16 protein-coding genes are annotated in these 19,176 nt (G+C 43.2%); 14 read left to right on the top strand and 2 right to left on the bottom strand.

Features of this window, described 5'->3' with window-relative positions:
* Positions 1-62: 62 nt before the first annotated feature.
* Together AB5618_RS02955 and AB5618_RS02950 are read left to right on the top strand one after the other, a co-directional pair.
* Positions 63-818 carry a ThiF family adenylyltransferase gene (locus AB5618_RS02955; RefSeq protein WP_195409389.1) on the top strand — a complete coding sequence of 252 codons (756 nt, stop codon included), beginning with the start codon at positions 63-65 and terminating at the stop codon, positions 816-818.
* A gap of 134 nt (positions 819-952) precedes the next feature.
* Positions 953-1,675, top strand: a complete 723-nt coding sequence (locus AB5618_RS02950; protein WP_243249258.1) for a LytTR family DNA-binding domain-containing protein — start codon at positions 953-955, stop codon at positions 1,673-1,675.
* A 69-nt stretch (positions 1,676-1,744) separates the two neighbouring features.
* Here AB5618_RS02950 and AB5618_RS02945 read toward each other — a convergent pair whose 3' ends face one another.
* Entirely contained in the window at positions 1,745-1,915 is a 171-nt protein-coding gene (locus AB5618_RS02945) for a DUF6783 domain-containing protein (protein WP_347708515.1), read from the bottom strand.
* A gap of 15 nt (positions 1,916-1,930) precedes the next feature.
* Positions 1,931-3,166 (bottom strand): nucleotide sugar dehydrogenase, encoded by a 1,236-nt coding sequence (locus tag AB5618_RS02940; RefSeq protein ID WP_368366472.1) that lies wholly within the window; start codon positions 3,164-3,166, stop codon positions 1,931-1,933.
* Positions 3,167-3,412: 246 nt separating this feature from the next.
* Between AB5618_RS02940 and bsh the strand changes: the two genes are divergently transcribed.
* From bsh to AB5618_RS02880, 12 genes are all read left to right on the top strand, one after another.
* Complete coding sequence (bsh, locus tag AB5618_RS02935) at positions 3,413-4,387, top strand: choloylglycine hydrolase (protein ID WP_148461158.1); 975 nt, start codon at positions 3,413-3,415, stop codon at positions 4,385-4,387.
* Between the two features lie 199 nt (positions 4,388-4,586).
* Positions 4,587-6,860 (top strand): endopeptidase La, encoded by a 2,274-nt coding sequence (gene lon / locus AB5618_RS02930; RefSeq protein ID WP_148461159.1) that lies wholly within the window; start codon positions 4,587-4,589, stop codon positions 6,858-6,860.
* Between the two features lie 231 nt (positions 6,861-7,091).
* Positions 7,092-8,645: a DUF1002 domain-containing protein gene (locus AB5618_RS02925; protein WP_368366471.1), complete on the top strand. Its 1,554-nt coding sequence runs from the start codon at positions 7,092-7,094 to the stop codon at positions 8,643-8,645.
* 348 nt (positions 8,646-8,993) lie between these two features.
* Positions 8,994-9,605, top strand: a complete 612-nt coding sequence (locus AB5618_RS02920) for an ECF transporter S component (RefSeq protein WP_368366470.1) — start codon at positions 8,994-8,996, stop codon at positions 9,603-9,605.
* Between the two features lie 310 nt (positions 9,606-9,915).
* Complete coding sequence (locus AB5618_RS02915; protein WP_148461162.1) at positions 9,916-11,118, top strand: class I SAM-dependent rRNA methyltransferase; 1,203 nt, start codon at positions 9,916-9,918, stop codon at positions 11,116-11,118.
* Between the two features lie 132 nt (positions 11,119-11,250).
* Positions 11,251-11,664, top strand: a complete 414-nt coding sequence (locus tag AB5618_RS02910; RefSeq protein WP_118577786.1) for a hypothetical protein — start codon at positions 11,251-11,253, stop codon at positions 11,662-11,664.
* A gap of 1 nt (position 11,665) precedes the next feature.
* Positions 11,666-12,520 carry a DUF5685 family protein gene (locus AB5618_RS02905; RefSeq protein ID WP_368366469.1) on the top strand — a complete coding sequence of 285 codons (855 nt, stop codon included), beginning with the start codon at positions 11,666-11,668 and terminating at the stop codon, positions 12,518-12,520.
* Entirely contained in the window at positions 12,504-13,163 is a 660-nt protein-coding gene (locus tag AB5618_RS02900) for a J domain-containing protein (protein ID WP_118577784.1), read from the top strand. The genes AB5618_RS02905 and AB5618_RS02900 overlap by 17 nt, the downstream gene beginning before the upstream one ends.
* A gap of 293 nt (positions 13,164-13,456) precedes the next feature.
* On the top strand, positions 13,457-14,443 hold the full coding sequence (locus AB5618_RS02895) for a diaminopimelate dehydrogenase (RefSeq protein ID WP_215660065.1): 987 nt from the start codon (positions 13,457-13,459) through the stop codon (positions 14,441-14,443).
* 310 nt (positions 14,444-14,753) lie between these two features.
* Positions 14,754-16,274: an N-acetylmuramoyl-L-alanine amidase family protein gene (locus tag AB5618_RS02890; RefSeq protein ID WP_368366468.1), complete on the top strand. Its 1,521-nt coding sequence runs from the start codon at positions 14,754-14,756 to the stop codon at positions 16,272-16,274.
* A 282-nt stretch (positions 16,275-16,556) separates the two neighbouring features.
* A complete protein-coding gene (locus tag AB5618_RS02885; protein WP_368366467.1) occupies positions 16,557-17,912 on the top strand; it encodes an NlpC/P60 family protein in 1,356 nt (451 codons plus the stop codon).
* Between the two features lie 173 nt (positions 17,913-18,085).
* Positions 18,086-19,132, top strand: a complete 1,047-nt coding sequence (locus AB5618_RS02880; protein WP_368366466.1) for a GDSL-type esterase/lipase family protein — start codon at positions 18,086-18,088, stop codon at positions 19,130-19,132.
* Positions 19,133-19,176: the final 44 nt, after the last annotated feature.

Genomic DNA, 19,176 nt, shown 5'->3' with positions numbered 1-19,176 from the left:
TTGAAGGAGAAATGTCTGTTTGAAAGGCTGTTGCCTGTCTTTAATTGAGGAGAGAAAAGTTTATGTTAAATCAGTTTTCAAGAACCCAGCTTCTTCTTGGAGAAGAGGGGATGAAGAAGCTTGCCGGTGCCAGAGTGGCAGTATTTGGAATCGGCGGTGTTGGCGGATATGTGTGTGAGGCATTGGTGAGAAGCGGGGTAGGTGCTTTTGACCTGATCGACGACGACAAGGTATGTCTTACGAATCTGAACCGCCAGATCATAGCAACACGAAAAACAGTAGGAAAATACAAGACAGATGTTATGAAAGAACGTATGCTGGAAATCAATCCGGACGTGAAGGTGGAGACACATAAGTGTTTTTTTCTGCCGGAGAATGCAGACGATTTTCCATTTGAAGAATATGATTATATTGTAGATGCAGTAGATACCGTTACTGCAAAAATCTCCCTGGTTATGAAGGCGAAGGAGAAAGGAGTTCCGATCATCAGTTCTATGGGTGCCGGAAACAAACTGGATGCAAGCCAGTTTAAAGTTGCGGACATTTATAAGACTAAGGTCTGCCCTCTTGCCAAGGTTATGCGCCGCGAACTGAAGAAGCGTGGCGTCCGTAAGCTGAAAGTGGTTTATTCCGAGGAAATCCCTACAAGACCAATAGAGGATATGTCCATCAGCTGCAGAACCAACTGTATCTGCCCGCCAGGTGCCAAGCACAAATGTACAGAGCGTCGTGACATTCCGGGAAGTGTTGCATTTGTGCCGTCTGTTGCAGGACTGATCATTGCCGGAGAGGTTGTGAAGGATCTTTGCAAGGCTTGAAAGATCCCACAAATCGGGGAGTGCAGGTAATTGAGGATTATGCTCTGAAACGTGACGATTATGCAGATTTCTCCCCGAAAGGGAACGTTGTGTTATAATAAACTAGTCAAGTACAAGGAGGCTTTGGGAGAGCTTTGGTAAACAGAATTGCCATATGTGACGACGTGGAAGTTGAGCGTTTTGTGCTGAAGCGTCAGTTGATGGTGTACTTTCAGACAAATGGCGGGGAGGCGCAGATCCAGGAATATGAATCTGGAGAGAGCCTCCTTGCAGACATTGAAGAGGGCTATGTATGGCCAGATCTGATTTTTCTTGATATTTATATGGGCGATCTGAATGGAATGGACACAGCACGGAAGCTGCGTGACCTGGGAGTAAAAGCGCCTATTGTATTTCTGACTGCTTCACCTGATTTTGCTCTTGAAAGTTATGAGGTAGAAGCATCCGGCTATCTTCTGAAACCTGCAGAAGAGAAGCAGACCACAGCAATTTTAAACAGACTGCTGAAGTCTGAGCTCCGCAGGCGGATTTCCGTGAAATGCAGAAGACAGTATCGTTATCCTTTCGTGGATGAAATTTTATACCTGGAAAGTGACCGCCATACAGTAACCTTACATATGCTGGATGGTTCAGTGCTTGAGACTGCGGAAAAACTTGGAAATCTTGAGAAAAAGATAGAGGATCCCCGCTTTTTACGTTGCCACCAAAGCTTTCTGGTAAACATGGATCACATTACAGATGTAGAAGAGGAGTTTTTACTCCGAAATGGAGAACGGGTTCCCATTCGCGTGAGAGGACGTAAGGATGTGCTGGATGCTTATAATCGCTATTTCAGGATAAAGTCATCCGGTAATTGAAAGAGAGCAGCTGCCAGGATAGTGAATAAGAAACCAGATCGCATAGACAACAGGCAGGAAACACAGTGATTAAACGGAGCTATCTGCTCTCTTGCTCGCTATGTTTCCTGCCTGTTTTTGTATGGTGCAGATTGCGGTATATTTTGCTCGAATTCGACCTACGCAGCCCGTTACGGCGCCCGCATCCGGGCAAAATCTCCCACAAATTGTGATGTACATCTTGCAGAAAGTCTTTTTCAGACACGCTTTAGTTTCTTAATCCCTGGAAAACAGATCCCTTGTATAAACCTTTTCCTTCACATCGTCCAGGACCTTGTCATAACGGTTCGCCAGAATACACAGGCTTTTTTCTTTAAATTCTTCCAGATTATTTACAACCTTGCTGCCAAAAAATGTGGAACCGTTTTCCAAATTGGGCTCATAGATGATGACAGTGGCGCCTTTTGCCTTGATCCGCTTCATAACGCCCTGAATGCTGCTCTGCCGGAAATTATCGGAATTACTCTTCATAGTGAGGCGGTAGACGCCGATAACCACTTCTTTTTCCAGGCTTGACTGATAAAGGTTGTTCTCATTGTAGTTGTAATAGCCGGCTTTTTGCAGTACCTGATCAGCAATAAAATCCTTTCGGGTACGGTTGCTTTCCACGATTGCGGACATCATATTCTGAGGAACGTCGTTGTAATTGGCAAGAAGCTGTTTGGTGTCCTTAGGCAGGCAGTAGCCGCCGTAGCCAAAGGAAGGATTATTGTAATGAGTTCCGATCCGGGGATCCAGACAGACTCCATTGATAATATCGCGGGTGTTCAGCCCCTTCATTTCCGCGTAAGTATCCAGCTCATTAAAATAGGAAACACGAAGTGCCAGATAGGTGTTGGCAAAAAGTTTTACAGCTTCTGCTTCCGTATATCCCATGAACAAGGTGTCGATATTTTCTTTAAGAGCACCCTCCTGAAGAAGTGCTGCAAAAGTATGAGCTGCTTCTCTGGTGTGTTCATCACAGGAGACAATGATCCTGCTTGGGTAAAGATTGTCGTACAGGGCCTTGGACTCTCGGAGAAATTCCGGGCTGAAAATAATATTGTTATTGTGAAGCTTCTTTCGGATAGATTCTGTGTAGCCTACAGGAATCGTAGATTTGATCACAATTGTGGCAGCAGGATTCACCCTTGTGACCAGGCTTAGTACAGCTTCAACAGCGGAAGTGTCGAAATGATTTTTCCTGCTGTCATAGTTGGTGGGGGTGGCCACTACCACAAAATCAGCCTCTGCGTAGGCGGATTCTCCGTCTGAGGTGGCCGTAAGATCCAGTTCCTTTTCCGACAGGTATTTTTCGATATATTCATCTTGGATTGGAGATTTCTTCTGGTTTATCAAAGCAATCTTCTCCGGAATTATGTCAACTGCAACAACATGATTATGCTGAGCCAGCAGTACAGAAATAGAAAGCCCTACATATCCGGTACCTGCGACTGCAATAGATTTATTCATGGTAAGTTCCTTTCTTAAAAAAGTGTGAAATCGGGAAAAAAGAGTTTAAATTTTCACAGTTTGTGCTACAATATATAACACTAATGATGAACCGTTCATGCACAATTTTTATAAATAATAACATGACAGACTGGAAAATACAACGCCTTGGGAACTTTTTGGAATATGCAGATTACAGAACGTTACCAGTGAACAGTAATACAGAACTGACTTTTAAACAGTCTCTGATGAATGGAGGAACAGAATATGTGTACAGCAGCAACCTATAAAACAAAGGATTTCTATTTTGGAAGAACTCTGGATTATGAGATTTCCTATGGAGACCAGGTAGTGATCACGCCTAGAAATTATGTATTTGACTTAAGAGAAGGCGGTCAGCTGAAAAATCATTATGCCATGATCGGAATGGCATGTGTTATGGAGAACTATCCTCTGTATTATGATGCGGTCAATGAGAAAGGTCTTGGAATCGCCGGCCTTAATTTCGTTGGAAATGCCAGCTACAAGAAGCCTGTAGAGGGGAAAGACAATATCACTCAGTTCGAACTGATCCCATGGATTCTGGGAAAATGTGCTACAGTGAAAGAAGCACGCCAGCTTCTTAAGAATATGAACCTGATTGACACCCCATTTCTTCCTGATCTGCCAGTTGCGCAGCTGCACTGGATTATTGCGGACAAAGAGGAATGTATTACCCTGGAGTCGTTGGAAGAGGGAATGAAAATATATGATAATCCAGTAGGTGTCCTCACAAACAATCCGCCCTTTAACTATCAGATGTTTAATCTGAACAATTATATGCAGCTGGCTGTGGAAAACCGCAGTAACACTTTTTCAGAAAATCTGGAACTGAATCAGTACAGCCGGGGAATGGGTGGCATGGGACTGCCGGGAGATCTCTCCTCCCAGTCAAGATTTGTGCGGGTGGCCTTTGTAAAAATGAATTCTCTGTCCGGGGATTCAGAAGAAGAAAGTGTAAGCCAGTTTTTCCACATTCTTGGCAGCGTAGACCAGCAGAGGGGCTGCTGCAAGCTGGGAGAAGACAAGTATGAGATTACGCTATATACTTCCTGCTGTAATACGGATAAGGGAATTTACTATTATAATACTTACGACAACCACCAGATCAGTGCTGTGGATATGCACAAGGCGGACCTGGAAGGTGAGAAGCTTTATACCTATGCGCCCATAAAAGGGGAACAGATCAGAATGCAAAATTAGCTCCCGTTTCGAAATAAATGTTTCAAAAAACTACCATGTTCCAGAAAGAATGTTCGATTCTTATTGCAAAATTTTAATTTAGTGCTATAATGAACTATCATAGATTCAGATGGCGAATTCATATGAGTTCGCCATTTTCTATAGAATAAATCTGGCACTCATATTAAAGGAGTGCTAACAATACAAGGAGGAAACATGTATGATTACAATACCAGTTTATGAACTTCTTCTTTTACCGGAAGTTACATTTTTCTTTAAAAAAGATATGTTTCCGGAAGGCAGAATTAAAGAACAGAATATCGGAGAAGAAATTCTCTTCGTTTTACAGAAGAAAGAAATAGCCCCAGAGGAAATTTCCATGGAAAATATTTTTCCAGTGGGCGTGATGGGAATCATTGAGAATATAGACGAGGAAGGCAGCGTCAAGATTACTACCAGAAAAAGAGTGCAGGTGACTCATGTAGAATATACTGACGGCATGGTTCAGGCAGAAGCGGTAGATCTTCCGGATATCCAGGATATCTCCCCGGAAGAAGAAAAGGAGAAATTTGATAAGATCAAGAAAGAACTGATGGATTTTGCAAAAGGCTTTCAGTGGGGCGTCTGGGTACGCAGCATGATCTACCATTGGAAAAGCTATCCGGAAGCCGTCAGTGCCCTGGCTGGTTACATGAGCCTTTCCTGGGAAGAAAAATACCATATGATCGAGGTGGATTCCAGGAAAGAACGCATGCATCTGATGGAAGAGGCTGTCTATGAGCTGATGGAGATTTTCCGTGTCAGTGAGGAAGCTGAGACTGCGCAGAAGAACTCCAATGAGAAAGTTTACCGGGAGTCCGCTATCCGGAAGCAGATCGAATTTCTTCAGCAGCAGCTGGACGAAATGCATCCGGAGAATATTTCTGATGTGCGCCGTTTCCAGAAGAAAATCCAGGAATCCGGCATGAATGAGGAAGCACGCAAAGAAGCTGAAAAGGTGCTGAACCGCATGAAGCAGGAAGGAAAAGACAGCCATGAGTATGGTATGCTGTATGATTATCTGGACTTTGCTACAAGTCTTTCCTGGAAGACAGAGGAACCTGCTGAAATTGATTTGAACGAGGCAGAAGAAATCCTGAATGAAGACCATTATGGGTTGAAAAAAGTAAAAGAGCGAATTATCCAGCAGCTTGCTGTTATGGCTCTTAATAAGAAACAGTCTGGTTCCATTTTATTGTTTGTAGGTGCGCCTGGAACTGGAAAAACCAGTATCGGACAGAGTATTGCCCGTGCGCTTCACCGTAAATACGTGCGTATCAGTCTTGGTGGAATCCGTGATGAAGCGGAAATTCGAGGACACAGAAGAACCTACATAGGTGCTATGCCAGGCAGGATTATGGAAGGAATGAAGAGAAGCGGAGCTGCAAATCCGGTTATGGTACTGGATGAGGTGGACAAGCTCGCCAAAGATTACGGCGGTGATCCGGCAAGTGCTCTTCTGGAAGTGCTGGATCCGGAGCAGAACGGAAGCTTTACAGACCATTATATGAATGTTCCTTATGATCTTTCCAATGTGCTTTTTGTGTGTACAGCCAATTCCACCGATACCATTCCTGAGCCATTGCTCAATCGTATGGAAGTAATCCAGTTTCCTGGATATACTGCAGTAGAGAAGTTTCAGATCGCGAGACGTCATCTTTTGCCGAAAGCAATGAAGAGCATGGGAATCAAAGCCCAGAATCTGAAGGTGACAGATGAGGCAATCCGCCGCATTATTGAAGAGTATACAGCGGAGGCTGGTGTCCGCGGACTGAAGAAGCAGATGGATGTGTTATGCAGATATGCAGCTGTGAAGCTGGTAAAGGGTGAGCAGAAGAGCATTACGGTAAGTGAGAAGCGTGTAGCAGAATTTTTGGGACATGGAATTCATCATGAGAAGATTCTGGAAAACCCAGTGCCTGGAGTTGTAACCGGTCTTGCCTGGACCAGTGCTGGTGGAGAAATCCTTTTTATCGAAACTTCTTTTACAAAAGGCGATGGAAAGGTGATCATTACCGGACAGCTTGGAGATGTGATGAAAGAGTCCGCCCAGATTGCCATTACTCTTGTGAAGTCCCTCTATCCGGAATTTGCAGATAAATTCAAGGAAAATGATCTTCACATCCATGTGCCGGCAGGAGCAGTTCCCAAGGATGGCCCATCAGCAGGCATCACGCTGGTAACTGCATTATCCTCTCTGGTGACAGGAAAGCCTGCACCAGCAGAAATAGCAATGACAGGAGAAGTTTCCCTTCGCGGCGGTGTTATGCCTATTGGCGGATTGCCGGAGAAGCTGATGGCTGCCCAAAGAGCTGGCGTAAAGCATGTGTTTATTCCATATGAGAATATGGATGATCTTGATGATGTGGCCGATGAGGTAAAAGAGAAGCTTGAGATTACACCAGTTAAGACCGTGCAGGAGGTTCTGGATTACTGTTTACAGCCTGCACGGTAACAGGCTCTGGAAAAGCTGCTGATATAATAATTTTTTTACCAAAACATATTTTCAGGTTCAAAGAGAGAATTAACAATTAAAATTACAAAAACTATAAGAAGTATGTTATAATAAGTGTACTAAATGAAACAACTGCAAAGACAGAAGTGCAGTGCATGGAAGCCGTTACAGAGTATGAGGCTTTCATTAAAGATCAGATTATAACCCAGACAGAAAGTTGGAGGAAAAGTTATGAAGAAAGGCAAATTATTAGCTACGCTACTCTGCAGCGCATCAATGGTTATGGGAAGCATGGTTCCCACAGTACCGGCTATGGCAGATGCTATGAAGGTTGTTACACTTGGCGCAGATCTTTCAGATGAGCAGAAGAACACCATGCTGAAATATTTTAAAGTAGATTCCAGCCAGGTACAGATTATCTACGTTACCAATCAGGATGAGAGGGATCACTTAAGTTCCTATGTTCCGCTGGAGCAGATTGGTACAAGAACAGTGAGCTGCGCTTATGTGAAGCCTACCACATCCGGTGGCATCAAGGTTCGTACCGCCAATTTGAACTGGGTTACCTGCAATATGATTGCAAGTTCCCTTTCCACATCTGGTGTTACCAACTGTGAGGTTGTTGCTGCATGCCCATTCGAGGTATCCGGTACAGGAGCACTGACTGGTATCCAGATGGCATATGAGACTGCCAGTGGACAGAAGCTTGACGAGACCAAGAAGGAGCTTGCTACTGAGGAGATGGTAGTTACAGGTAATCTTGCTGATTCTGTAGGACAGAATGACGCTACCACTGTTATTAACCAGGCGAAAATGCAGGTTATTGCAGACAATGTTCAGAATGCAGATGATATCTACAATATTGTCGTAAATATCTCCAATAATAACAATGTAACTCTTACAGATGATGAGATTAATACCATCGTAAACCTGCTTCAGCAGATTTCCCAGCAGGACTATGATTACTCTGAGATGCAGGAAACTCTGGAGCGTGTAAATGACAATGTAACAGGAAAGGCAGAGGAGAGCAGTGATTCATCAGATGATGAGGACAGTATTGTGGATAATGTAGACCAGAGTGCTCTTGGTGACAATGTTATCGAGAGTTCTACAGAGGATCCGGGACTTGCTGAGGAGACTGGAGCTGCAGATGAGTCAGCTGACGGTGACATCAGTGAAGTTGGCGGAACAGATACTGGTGATGGCAGTGATTCTTCCGAAGAGATCACAGATATATCCCAGCTGAATACAGATTTCCTTGGCGATGATGCTAAAGCGAAATTTGAAAAAGCGAAGACCTTCTGTCAGGGAGAGTACAGCGGTGATGAGGATGCTCTTTACGAAGTAATGGGAGATGATGCTGCAGTTACTGTAACACTTGATTCCGACACAGCCAACAAGCTTTCCATCAAAGTTCTTCAGAAATACCTTGGTATCCTTGGAAATGGTGCTGTTTCCTATCAGGAGGATGGAACTGAGAAATACATTACACCAGAACTGAATATGCTGGATAAAGAGATGAAGAAACTTTTCGGCATTGATGTGATCGATGATGGTGAGTCTTCTGAGGATATTGATGTTCTTGGAGATGCAGTATCTTCTGATGATAAAGATACCCTGTATAAAGATACCATGAAGTTCTTTGAGAAACTTTATGGTGAGAGCTCAGGTTCCAGTGATTCAGCTGACGGCTCTGAAAATGTGACAACAGATGAAAGTGCTACAGATGAAGTAGGCGATGAGTCTTATGACGAGACTATTGATGAAGAGTCCTACGAAGAATAACAGACCTGAATTCGGAAGAATACTGTTGAATAGTATGCGTGGATGCTCCAGGAGATGACATGTCTGCTGGTGGAAAAGGTACAGAAGCTGATATCCGGTGGGATATTGGGGACTGTACCTTTTTTTACAGGAAATAACTGACCTCTTAAAAATAATCAAAACTGACTATTGAAGACATACCAGTATCTCGCTATGATAAGTGCTAATTAGATACTGCAGTATAAAAGGCAGTGATTAAACAGGAAACATTGGAACTTGTTTGAGAAATTATTCCTGCAGCTTATGAGGCACATCTTGCAGAAGGTTTTTTCAATATGTACCAGGTTTCCGGGAAAGAGAGAGATACCTATGAGCAAACAGAATTCTACCATTATGAAACTTGCAGAGACTGCACTTCTTGCAGCACTTTGCTACGTATCTTTTACATTTTTGCAGATTAAGATTCCGGTACCGGGTGGAGATGCTACTTCTCTTCACATCGGAAATACCTTCTGCGTGCTTGGAGCTCTGCTTCTTGGCGGTTGGTACGGTGGTCTTGCAGGTTCTATTGGAATGACTATCGCAGACCTTATGGATCCAGTTTACATTACAGGAGCACCCAAGACCTTTGTCCTGAAGCTTTGCATCGGTCTTATAACAGGTCTTGTAGCCCACAAGATTGCAAAGATCAATGAGACGAACGACAAGAAATACGTATTCAAATGGAGTCTGATCGCTTCCATTGCAGGTCTTGCTTTTAATGTAATCGCAGATCCCATCGTTGGCTATTTCTACAAACAGTACATTCTTGGTCAGCCCCAGGAAGTAGCGAGCATCCTTGCAAAATTAAGCGCCGGTGCTACATTTGTAAATGCAATTGTATCTACAATCCTGGTTGTGATTATTTACAATGCAGTTCGTCCAGCCCTTATTAAGGCCAATCTGATTCATGTACATGTAGCTGCAGCGAATGCGAAATAAGAAGAAAATAAGTTACTGGAAAAGTCAGAATATAAGATAAGTGAAAGCTCTGGAATGTCTGAACCGTGTACCGCCATTGAAAGTCAGATTTAGAATCTGATGATTGGAGGCTGACGCAGACAATCCGGAGCTTTTTGCGTTATAAATAAGACTGAGATGTCTGTTAAAAAAGAAGAGAAATGGCTGTTTATAAAATTTTAAGATTAATGAAATTTTTGTGACTTTTTCGCAGAACCCCTGGAAACACTGGCAAATTGAGAAATTGTGTGCTACAATGTTACCTAAATCGCAAAAGCAAAGGAGTAGTGCTATGAGTCTGGCAGTAGTAACCCTGAAAAAGGGAGAAGGACGTCTTTTGAAATCCGGCGGAATGTGGATTTTTGATAATGAAGTAGCTTCTATTATGGGAAGCTTTGTAAATGGAGATATTGTACTGGTTCATGATTTTGACGGATATCCTCTGGGAAGAGGATTTATCAATACGAATTCCAGGATTGTGGTACGTCTTCTTTCAAGAGATGAGAATACTGTGATCGATGAGGAGTTTTTTGAGAAAAGAGTGCGGGATGCCTGGGAGTATCGTAAGAAAGTAACGGATACTTCAAGCTGTCGCGTGATTTTCGGAGAGGCAGATTTTCTGCCGGGTTTTATTGTGGACAAGTTTTCTGATGTGCTGGTGGTACAGTCCCTTGCACTTGGAATCGACCGTTATAAAGAGATGCTGGTGGAACTTCTGAAGAAGGTTCTGGCAGAGGATGGTATCCGGATCTGCGGTGTTTACGAGAGAAGTGACGTGAAAGTACGTAAGCAGGAGGGAATGGAGCCATATAAGGGCTTTATTGGCGAAGAGTTCCCTACTTTGGTTGAAATTGTGGAAAATGGTGTAAAATATCAGGTAGATGTAAAAGACGGTCAGAAGACAGGATTTTTCCTGGATCAGAAATACAATCGTCTGGCAATCCAGAAGCTTTGCAGGAATGCCAGAGTTCTGGACTGTTTTACCCATACTGGTTCTTTTGCTTTAAATGCAGGATATGCTGGAGCGAAAGAAGTAACAGGTGTGGATGCCTCACAGCTTGCAGTTGATCAGGCTACAGCCAATGCAGCTTTAAACGGACTTTCTGATTCTGTAAAATTTATCTGTGAGGACGTATTTGATCTTCTTCCGAAACTGGAAGAGAAAGGCGAGAAATATGACGTGGTGATTCTGGATCCACCTGCATTTACCAAGTCAAGAAGCTCTGTTAAGAATGCGGTGAAAGGCTATCGTGAGATCAATCTTCGTGCTATGAAACTGGTGAAAGACGGCGGCTTCCTTGCAACCTGTTCCTGTTCACATTTTATGGATTACCAGCTTTTTACCCAGACCATCGGTCAGGCTGCCAGAAATGTGCATAAACGTCTTCGTCAGGTAGAATATCGCACCCAGGCACCAGATCATCCGATCTTATGGTCTGCTGATGAATCTTATTATCTGAAATTTTATATTTTCCAGGTCTGCAGCGACAGATAGGAAAAGGGCTGAATGATTGCCGATTGTTTTGTGAACCATATACAGAATCAGGGATAGGGAAATAATATAATAACAAAAGAGAGACAGAAACTTATTTCAGGAAGATAAGTTCACAAGAAAGAAGGTATTTTATTGAAAGAAAAATTTATGAGATTTATGCAGGGACGCAATGGAGTGGATCAGTTCGCGAGATTCACCATGGGAGTGGCACTGGCTGCTATTGTGCTCACCTTATTTACCGGGACCAGAAGTGGAATTGGCGCATTTCTGGATCTGTTTGGAATGGCTGCCATTGTTTATACTTATTTCAGGATTTTTTCCAAAAATATTTCCAAACGTTATCAGGAGAATCAGAAGTATCTTCAGATGACGGATAAGCTAAGAGCCCGTTTCCAGAAAGAGAAGCGAATGATGAGCCAGCGCAAGGACTATCATATTTACAGCTGTCCTGGCTGTGGTCAGAAAATCCGTATCCCCAGAGGCGGATTTAAGAAAGTGGAGATTGAATGTCCCAAGTGTCATACCAAATTTATAAAGAGGCGCTGATATGTTTGGATATATTGTAATGAACAAGCCGGAGATCAAGATGAAGGATTTTGACATGTACAGATCCTTTTACTGTGGACTCTGCAGGGAACTGCGTGAGAAATACGGGATATCCGGCCAGATTACATTAAGCTATGATATGACTTTTGTGATCATGCTTCTTTCCGGCCTTTATGAGCCAAAGACGTACAAGGGCACTACCAGATGCATTCTTCATCCTGTGAGAAAACAGCCGGTTCGAAAGAATGTGATGACAGAATACTGTGCAGACATGAATATACTTTTAACTTATTATAAATGTCTGGATGACTGGAACGATGACAGGAAATATGTGAAGCTTGGTTACGCCAGGCTTCTTGAGGGGAAAAATAACTGTCTGTTAAAACTTTATCCAGATAAGGCGAAGCGGATCGTCGAACTTCTGGATGAGCTTTCCGCTTTGGAGAAACAGGGAGAGACAGATATAGACAGAATGTCCGGGATTTTTGGGCATATTATGGAGGAGATTCTTGCTTACAGGCAGGATGAGTGGGAGAAAAGCCTTCGAAGAATTGGCTTTTATCTTGGCAAATTCATCTATCTTCTGGATGCATATGATGATGTGGAAGAAGATGTAAAAAATAAAGATTACAATCCTTTCGCAGAAAAATATACAATGGAAGGGTTTGAAGGGGAAGTACGCCAGATCCTTATGATGATGATGGCAGAAACCTGCAGAGAATTCGAGAAGCTTCCTATTATTAAATATGGGGATATTCTTCGGAACATTTTATATTCCGGTGTGTGGTGCCGCTTCGAGGAAGTGAGCAGGAAACGCAGGGAAGAACGGGAGAAAGAACATGTTGGATCCATATAGCGTACTGGGAGTTTCCAGAAATGCAACAGATGAAGAAATAAAGAAGGCATACAGAAAGTTAAGCCGGAAGTACCATCCGGATGCGAATATTAACAATCCGAACAAGGATCAGGCAGAAGAGAAGTTTAAGGAAGTACAGCAGGCATATGAGCAGATCATGAGAGAACGCGAGTATGGAAGCAGTGGTGGATCTTCCGGCGGATACGGTGGTTATGGATATGGAGGATTTGGCGGCTTTGGAGGACAGCAGCGCCAGAGCACTTACGAAGATGAAGAAAGTGTGCGCAGACGTGCAGCAGCTAATTTTGTTCAGAGCGGACATTATCAGGAGGCTATGAATGTGTTGAATTCCCTTTCCCAGAAGAATGGAGAGTGGTATTATATTTCCTCCATGGCGAACATGGGAATGGGGAATAATGTAAAAGCGCTGGAGCATATTCGTGAAGCTGTGCGCCAGGAGCCGAATAATCAGCAGTACCGTATGCTCCTGAACCGGATGGAAGGTGGCGGAAGCTGGTATGAGACACAGCAGGGACCGTTTGGAGGAATGCCAGTGGCAGGGGATGATATGTGCCTGAAGCTTTGTCTGGCGAATGCGCTTTGCGGAATGTGCTGTCCGGGAAGCGGAGTGCTGTGCTGTTGATAAAGTAGAAGTTTATGATACTGTACCGTGGAGAAAGATGCCATTGTACAGTATTCTTTTTTTGAGGTGTTTTGATGTTACCAGAGAACCGGAATCTTTGAATGACAGATTTTGTTAAAAATCAATTGACAAGAAAACTCGCACGTATTAAACTGTTAAAGCGTGAAATAGATATAGATACCGCAGACGTGAAGCATCTGACGTTCGTATGGGATAATGCTGCTTTATTTAGCTGCCTGACCATTTGTGGGGAGCGTGCATCTGGTGTGCGGTAGTATAGGAGGAATCAGATAATGAGTATTCGTATTGGTATCCTGGGATATGGTAACCTGGGACGTGGCGTAGAATGTGCGATCAAACACAATCCTGATATGGAACTGGTGGGAGTTTTTACCCGTCGTGCTCCTGAGACTGTTAAAATTCTGACAGAGACAGCGAAGGTATATTCTGTAGATGATGCTGAGAAGATGAAAGACCAGATTGATGTTATGATTCTTTGCGGTGGAAGTGCTACTGACCTGCCAGAGCAGACACCTAAGTATGCCCAGTGGTTCAATGTGGTAGACAGCTTTGATACCCATAAGAGAATCCCGGAACATTTTGCAAATGTGGATAAAGCGGCTTCTGAGAACGGTCATGTGGGAATTATTTCTGTAGGCTGGGATCCGGGAATGTTTTCCCTGAACCGCATGTATGCAAATGCAATCCTGACAAACGGCAAGGATTACACATTCTGGGGAAAAGGTGTAAGCCAGGGACATTCTGATGCAATCCGCCGTATCAAAGGCGTAAAAGATGGCAAACAGTACACCATCCCGGTTGAGTCTGCTCTGGAAGCAGTAAGAAGCGGAAAGAATCCGGAGCTTACTACAAGAGAGAAACATACCAGAGAGTGTTTCGTAGTAGCTGAGGAAGGCGCTGATCTTGCAAGAATTGAGAATGAGATCAAGACTATGCCGAACTACTTTGATGAATACGATACCACTGTACATTTTATTTCCGAAGAGGAACTGAAACGTGACCACAGCGGAATTCCGCACGGTGGATTTGTAATCCGCACAGGCAAGACCGGTTGGAATGATGAGAACAGCCATGTGATCGAATATAGCCTGAAACTGGATTCTAATCCGGAATTTACTTCTTCTGTAATCATTGCATATGCAAGAGCTGCATACCGCATGAACCAGGAAGGACAGAATGGCTGCAAGACGGTATTTGATGTAGCACCTGCTTACTTAAGCGCTCTGAGCGGAGAAGAATTAAGAAAACATCTGTTATAATCATTTTATAACAGAAATATTACAGAATTTATAAAAGGACAGTTCTTTCGCATTGTGTGGGGCTGTTCTTTTTTTATTGAAAATACCTTTGAAAACATTGCTTTTAAAGAGAAAATAATACGAAAATATTGTGAAAACTTTACAGAGTTTTACTTTCGGGTTGACGATAGATGGAAACTGTAATATAATGAGCTACATAAAGCTGTAACAACTTTGTAAAAACTTGAAGATGATAATAACAGGGGTTGTGTTTGCTGGACAGCAGTATTACCTGTGGACAGCAACAGATTAATTAAAAAGGAAGGTAAGTATGCAAAACAAATGTAAAAAATTCAGACTTTGGAGTATCCTGCTGCTGGTAATGCTTATGGCAGCCGGTTTTACATGCCAGAGTACATCAAGAGATGTACAGGCTGCCACGAAGAATGGATTCCGTACAGTAAAAGGGAAAACATACTACTATAAAAACGGCAAGAAAGTCAAAGGATGGCTTACCCTGAACGGTAAGAAATATTATTTTAATAAATCTACCGGTGTTCAGGTGAAAGGCTGGGTGAAAGATAAAAAGGGCAGAAAGCGTTATTTCACAAGCAAAGCAGGTGTTATGGTAACTGGATGGCTTTCCAATTCCAAGGGACAGCGCCGTTACTTTGCACCGTCAACCGGATACATGAAGACAAAGTGGCTGAAGCTTGGCGGAAAGACCTATTACCTTTACGCGAAATCAGGCGTTGCAGCTACCGGTTTTGTAAAGGACAGCAAAGGAAATATCCGCTATTTTTCCAAAACGGGAATTATGGCCACTGGCTGGCTGACTAGCTCATCAGGAGTGAAGCGGTATTTTGACACTACATCGAAAACTGCTACCAATGGAATCATGGCAGTTGGTTTTAAGACGATCAATAATGTGACCTATTATTTCTACAGCGGCTCCGGAGCTATGGCGACCGGCTGGGTGGAGAATACAGACAAGGGTACAAAGTACTATTTTGATCCTACTACAGGCGCGATGTACACAGGCACACAGACTATTGATGGTGTTACATATACATTTTCCAGTACTGGTGTATGCCAGGGAGAGAAGAAGGATGATCCTTCTCCGAATGGAAATACAGGAAATAAGACCATCAAGAATTATCTTGCAGGAGCACTTTTACCTGTTGGAAAAGCACTTTACGTATGGGGCGGCGGATGGAATGATTCCACAAGAAAGGGTCTCAGCGATACCATGACCAGCTGGTATAATAAATGGTCGGCGAATCCATCCAGTTATGATTACAATAATTACCGTGATCTTTCTACTTCCAATCGTGCGAAAGGATTTGACTGTTCAGGCTTTGTAGGCTGGTCTGCTTATCAGGTAATGCAGACACAGTCAGGTGTAGGATACGGATACACAGTGGTTTCAGGTGAAATTGGAAGCTATTACAAGGGCAAAGGCTGGGGCTCAATCGTGAATCAGTCTTATCTGTCCCAGAATGGCTGGGAGTTGAAGCCTGGCGATATCGGATACAATGATGGCCACACATGGATCGTTCTTGGACAGTGCAGTGATAAGAGTGTTGTTATCATTCATTCCACTCCGCAGGCAGGTGTCCAGATTTCCGGAACTACCACACCTACAGGAAGCTATTCCAGTGAGGCTGCAGCCCTTGCGAAGAAATATATGTCCTTGTATTCCGGATACAGCATCTTCAACTATCATCCATCAGTTGGAAACTATATCCGAAATGGTAACTATCTGAGATGGAATGGAGATACACTTTCTGATCCGGATGGTTATTACAATATGACAGCAGATCAGATTTTGTACGATTTGTTTGGAAAATAATGGCTAAGTAATATACAAGAGAGAATCAGTGGAAATACTGGTTCTCTTTTTGCGTAACAGGAAATTTCGTTGAATTAGAAAGCCTTTTTCAAACACGCTCTAAGATGTCTTATTTAGACAAATGTATTACGAAATGTTACAAAATTTTAAAATTTATTGCAATTTAGGCTTGAAATCTTTGCGAGAGTGTGCTAATATGTAGCAAGATTGAACGAAATATTGCAAACATATTACAAATTGAGCTTTTTAGATTATCAAAAAGATTAACGAGGGTGACGAAACATGAAGAAAAGAATTGTATGTCTGACACTGGCAATTTTAATGTGCGGTTCACAGGTTGTAAGCGTAATGGCTGACCGTGAGAGCGATTTAAGAGAAGAGCAGGCTTGGACAAGCCAGCAGCTGGATGCTACATACGCACGTATGAGTGCTCTGTGGGATCAGAAGCAGCAGCTTGAGAGCCAGATCGAATCTTTGAATTCTGATCTTGTAAATGTAATGGTTTCCATTCAGACTCTTGAGAGTGATATCGCTTCCAAGGAAGCAGAAATTGAGAAAACACAGGGCGACCTGACCAAGGCTCAGAATGCCAAGGATAAACAGTACAGCGCCATGAAGAAACGTATTCAGTATCTTTATGAAAAAGGTGGAAACAATGCATGGTTCCAGATGATGTTAAATGCAGATAACCTTGCAGACCTTCTTACAAGAGCTGAGTATACACAGCAGATGTATGAGCAGGACAGAGAGAGCCTTCAGAAATATGCAAGAACGATTGAGGAGGTTCAGAAGTTAGAAGATCAGTATGAGCAGGAGAAAGCTGATTTTGAGACTATGAAGGAAGAATATGAGGCTCAGCAGTCTAACCTTCAGTATCAGTTGGATGTAACCCGTGCGAACAGTGCTGATTGCGAGAACGAGATCGCATATGCACAGCAGCAGGCTACTGAGTATGCGAACCTTCTGGAACAGCAGCAGGCAGAAATTGAGCAGCTTGAGGCAGAACGCATTGCCGCAGAAGAAGAGGCAAGACGCCAGGCAGAGGCAGAGGCCGCAGCAGCTGCTGCTGCACAGGAAGCAGCTCAGAGCGGAGATAATTCCTCTGAAGATGTTCAGTATGATGAAGACGGAAATGTTGTAAGCGGTTCTTCTGATGGATCTTCTGATTATGAATATGATGAGTATGGTAATGTAATTGATACCGACAATACAGTTGATTACAATTCCGATGCAAGCAGCTCCGACAGTTCCTCAGATAGTTCTTCTGACAGTTCCTCAGCCAGCAGTTCTTCTGGTTCCGGATCTTCTGTCGTATCCTATGCAACACAGTTTGTTGGAAACCCATATGTATGGGGAGGAACAAGTCTTACCAGTGGCGCTGACTGCTCTGGCTTTGTGCAGAGTGTATACGCGAACTTTGGCGTAAGTCTTCCAAGAACATCTTATGAGCAGCAGAATGCCGGATATGAAGTATCCTATGCGGATGCTCAGCCAGGCGACCTGATCTGCTATGGCGGACATGTTGCAATCTATATGGGAAATGGACAGATCGTACATGCATCCAATGCCAGAGATGGCATCAAGGTCAGCGATAATGCTGCATACAGAACGATTACTTCTGTAAGACGTCTTGTGTAATCTGAATAAATGAATTTGTGAGCCCTTTCCGGAGATGAAAATCCGGAAGGGGCTTTTTTTTTCTGGAAATAATGTGGAAAAGCAAAGAAAAAAGAAGTATAGTAAGAATAAAAGTATTGTCTGAAAATCGTAACATAAATATTTTTATATAGCCAGATGAGAGGAAGAGAAAAATGCTGAATCATTATCAGATGAAGGAAATTCCATATTTAAGAATATTAGGAAGAACGAATGGCAGTCTGGAGCCTGTAACACTATTTTGGACCGCCTCTGGAATTGAACTGAATGTAAAAGCAACAGAAATATGGGTGAAAATCCGCTCCGATTATGATGCCTTTGAGCCATGGGTGGATGTGATCATAGATGGTGTATTGTCCCAACGGCTTATGGTAAATAAGGGAGAACAGGAAATCTGCCTTTTCCGTAATATGGAAATGGATAAGGTAAGAAATGTAAAGCTTCTTCGTGATACCCCTGCGTTTCCCACAGATGAAAAAACATTGCTTCAGCTGCTGGAGGTTGAAACTGACGGTGAGTTCTTACCTCTTGAAATACCAAAGCTCAGATTGGAAGTAATCGGGGACAGCATTACCTCTGGTGAGGGTGGCAGCGGTGCAGGAGAAGAAATGACATGGAATTCCTTTTGCTTTAATGCTGTGGATAATTATGCATATATGGCAGCAAAAGAACTGGGCGCGGTGTACAATTGCATCAGTCAGAGTGGCTGGGGTGTTTTCTGTTCCTGGGAAGGAAATGAGCAGCAGGCAATCCCGCTATATTATGAGCAGGTATGCGGTCTTTTGAATGGAGAAAGAAACAAACAACTGGGTGCTATGGAAAAATGGGATTTCCAGAAGTTTCAGCCTGATGTGATCGTGGTGAATCTGGGGACAAACGACGGCAGCGGCACGAAGAATATGGACAGGGTTGGAAAGGCTGTGGAAGACTTTTTGAGGAAACTGCGCATATGTAATCCGGAAAGCTATATTCTGTGGTGTTATGGAATGCTGGGAGATGGAATTTCTACGACGCTTGAGAAAGCGGTGGGGAATTATAAAAGAAAAACAGGGGATGAGCGCGTAGAATTTGTGAAGCTTCCGGATACACTGGAAGGAGAATTTGGATCAAGGCAGCACCCGGGGCACAGATCTCATGAAAAAACAGCGAAAATCCTGGCGGAGAAGATTCTGGAGAAAATGACGTTACTGGTCACGCTGTGACCAGTAACGCGCTTCGCGATGCACAGAAAGACGAACCTTCTTGT

This window comes from Ruminococcus sp. J1101004sp1_RTP21198st1_B9_RTP21198_201120 (assembly GCF_040924245.1).
Lineage (GTDB): Bacteria > Bacillota > Clostridia > Lachnospirales > Lachnospiraceae > Blautia_A > Blautia_A faecis.
Note: the sequence above shows the minus strand (reverse complement) of the source record. Positions and strands in the feature narration are given on the sequence as shown.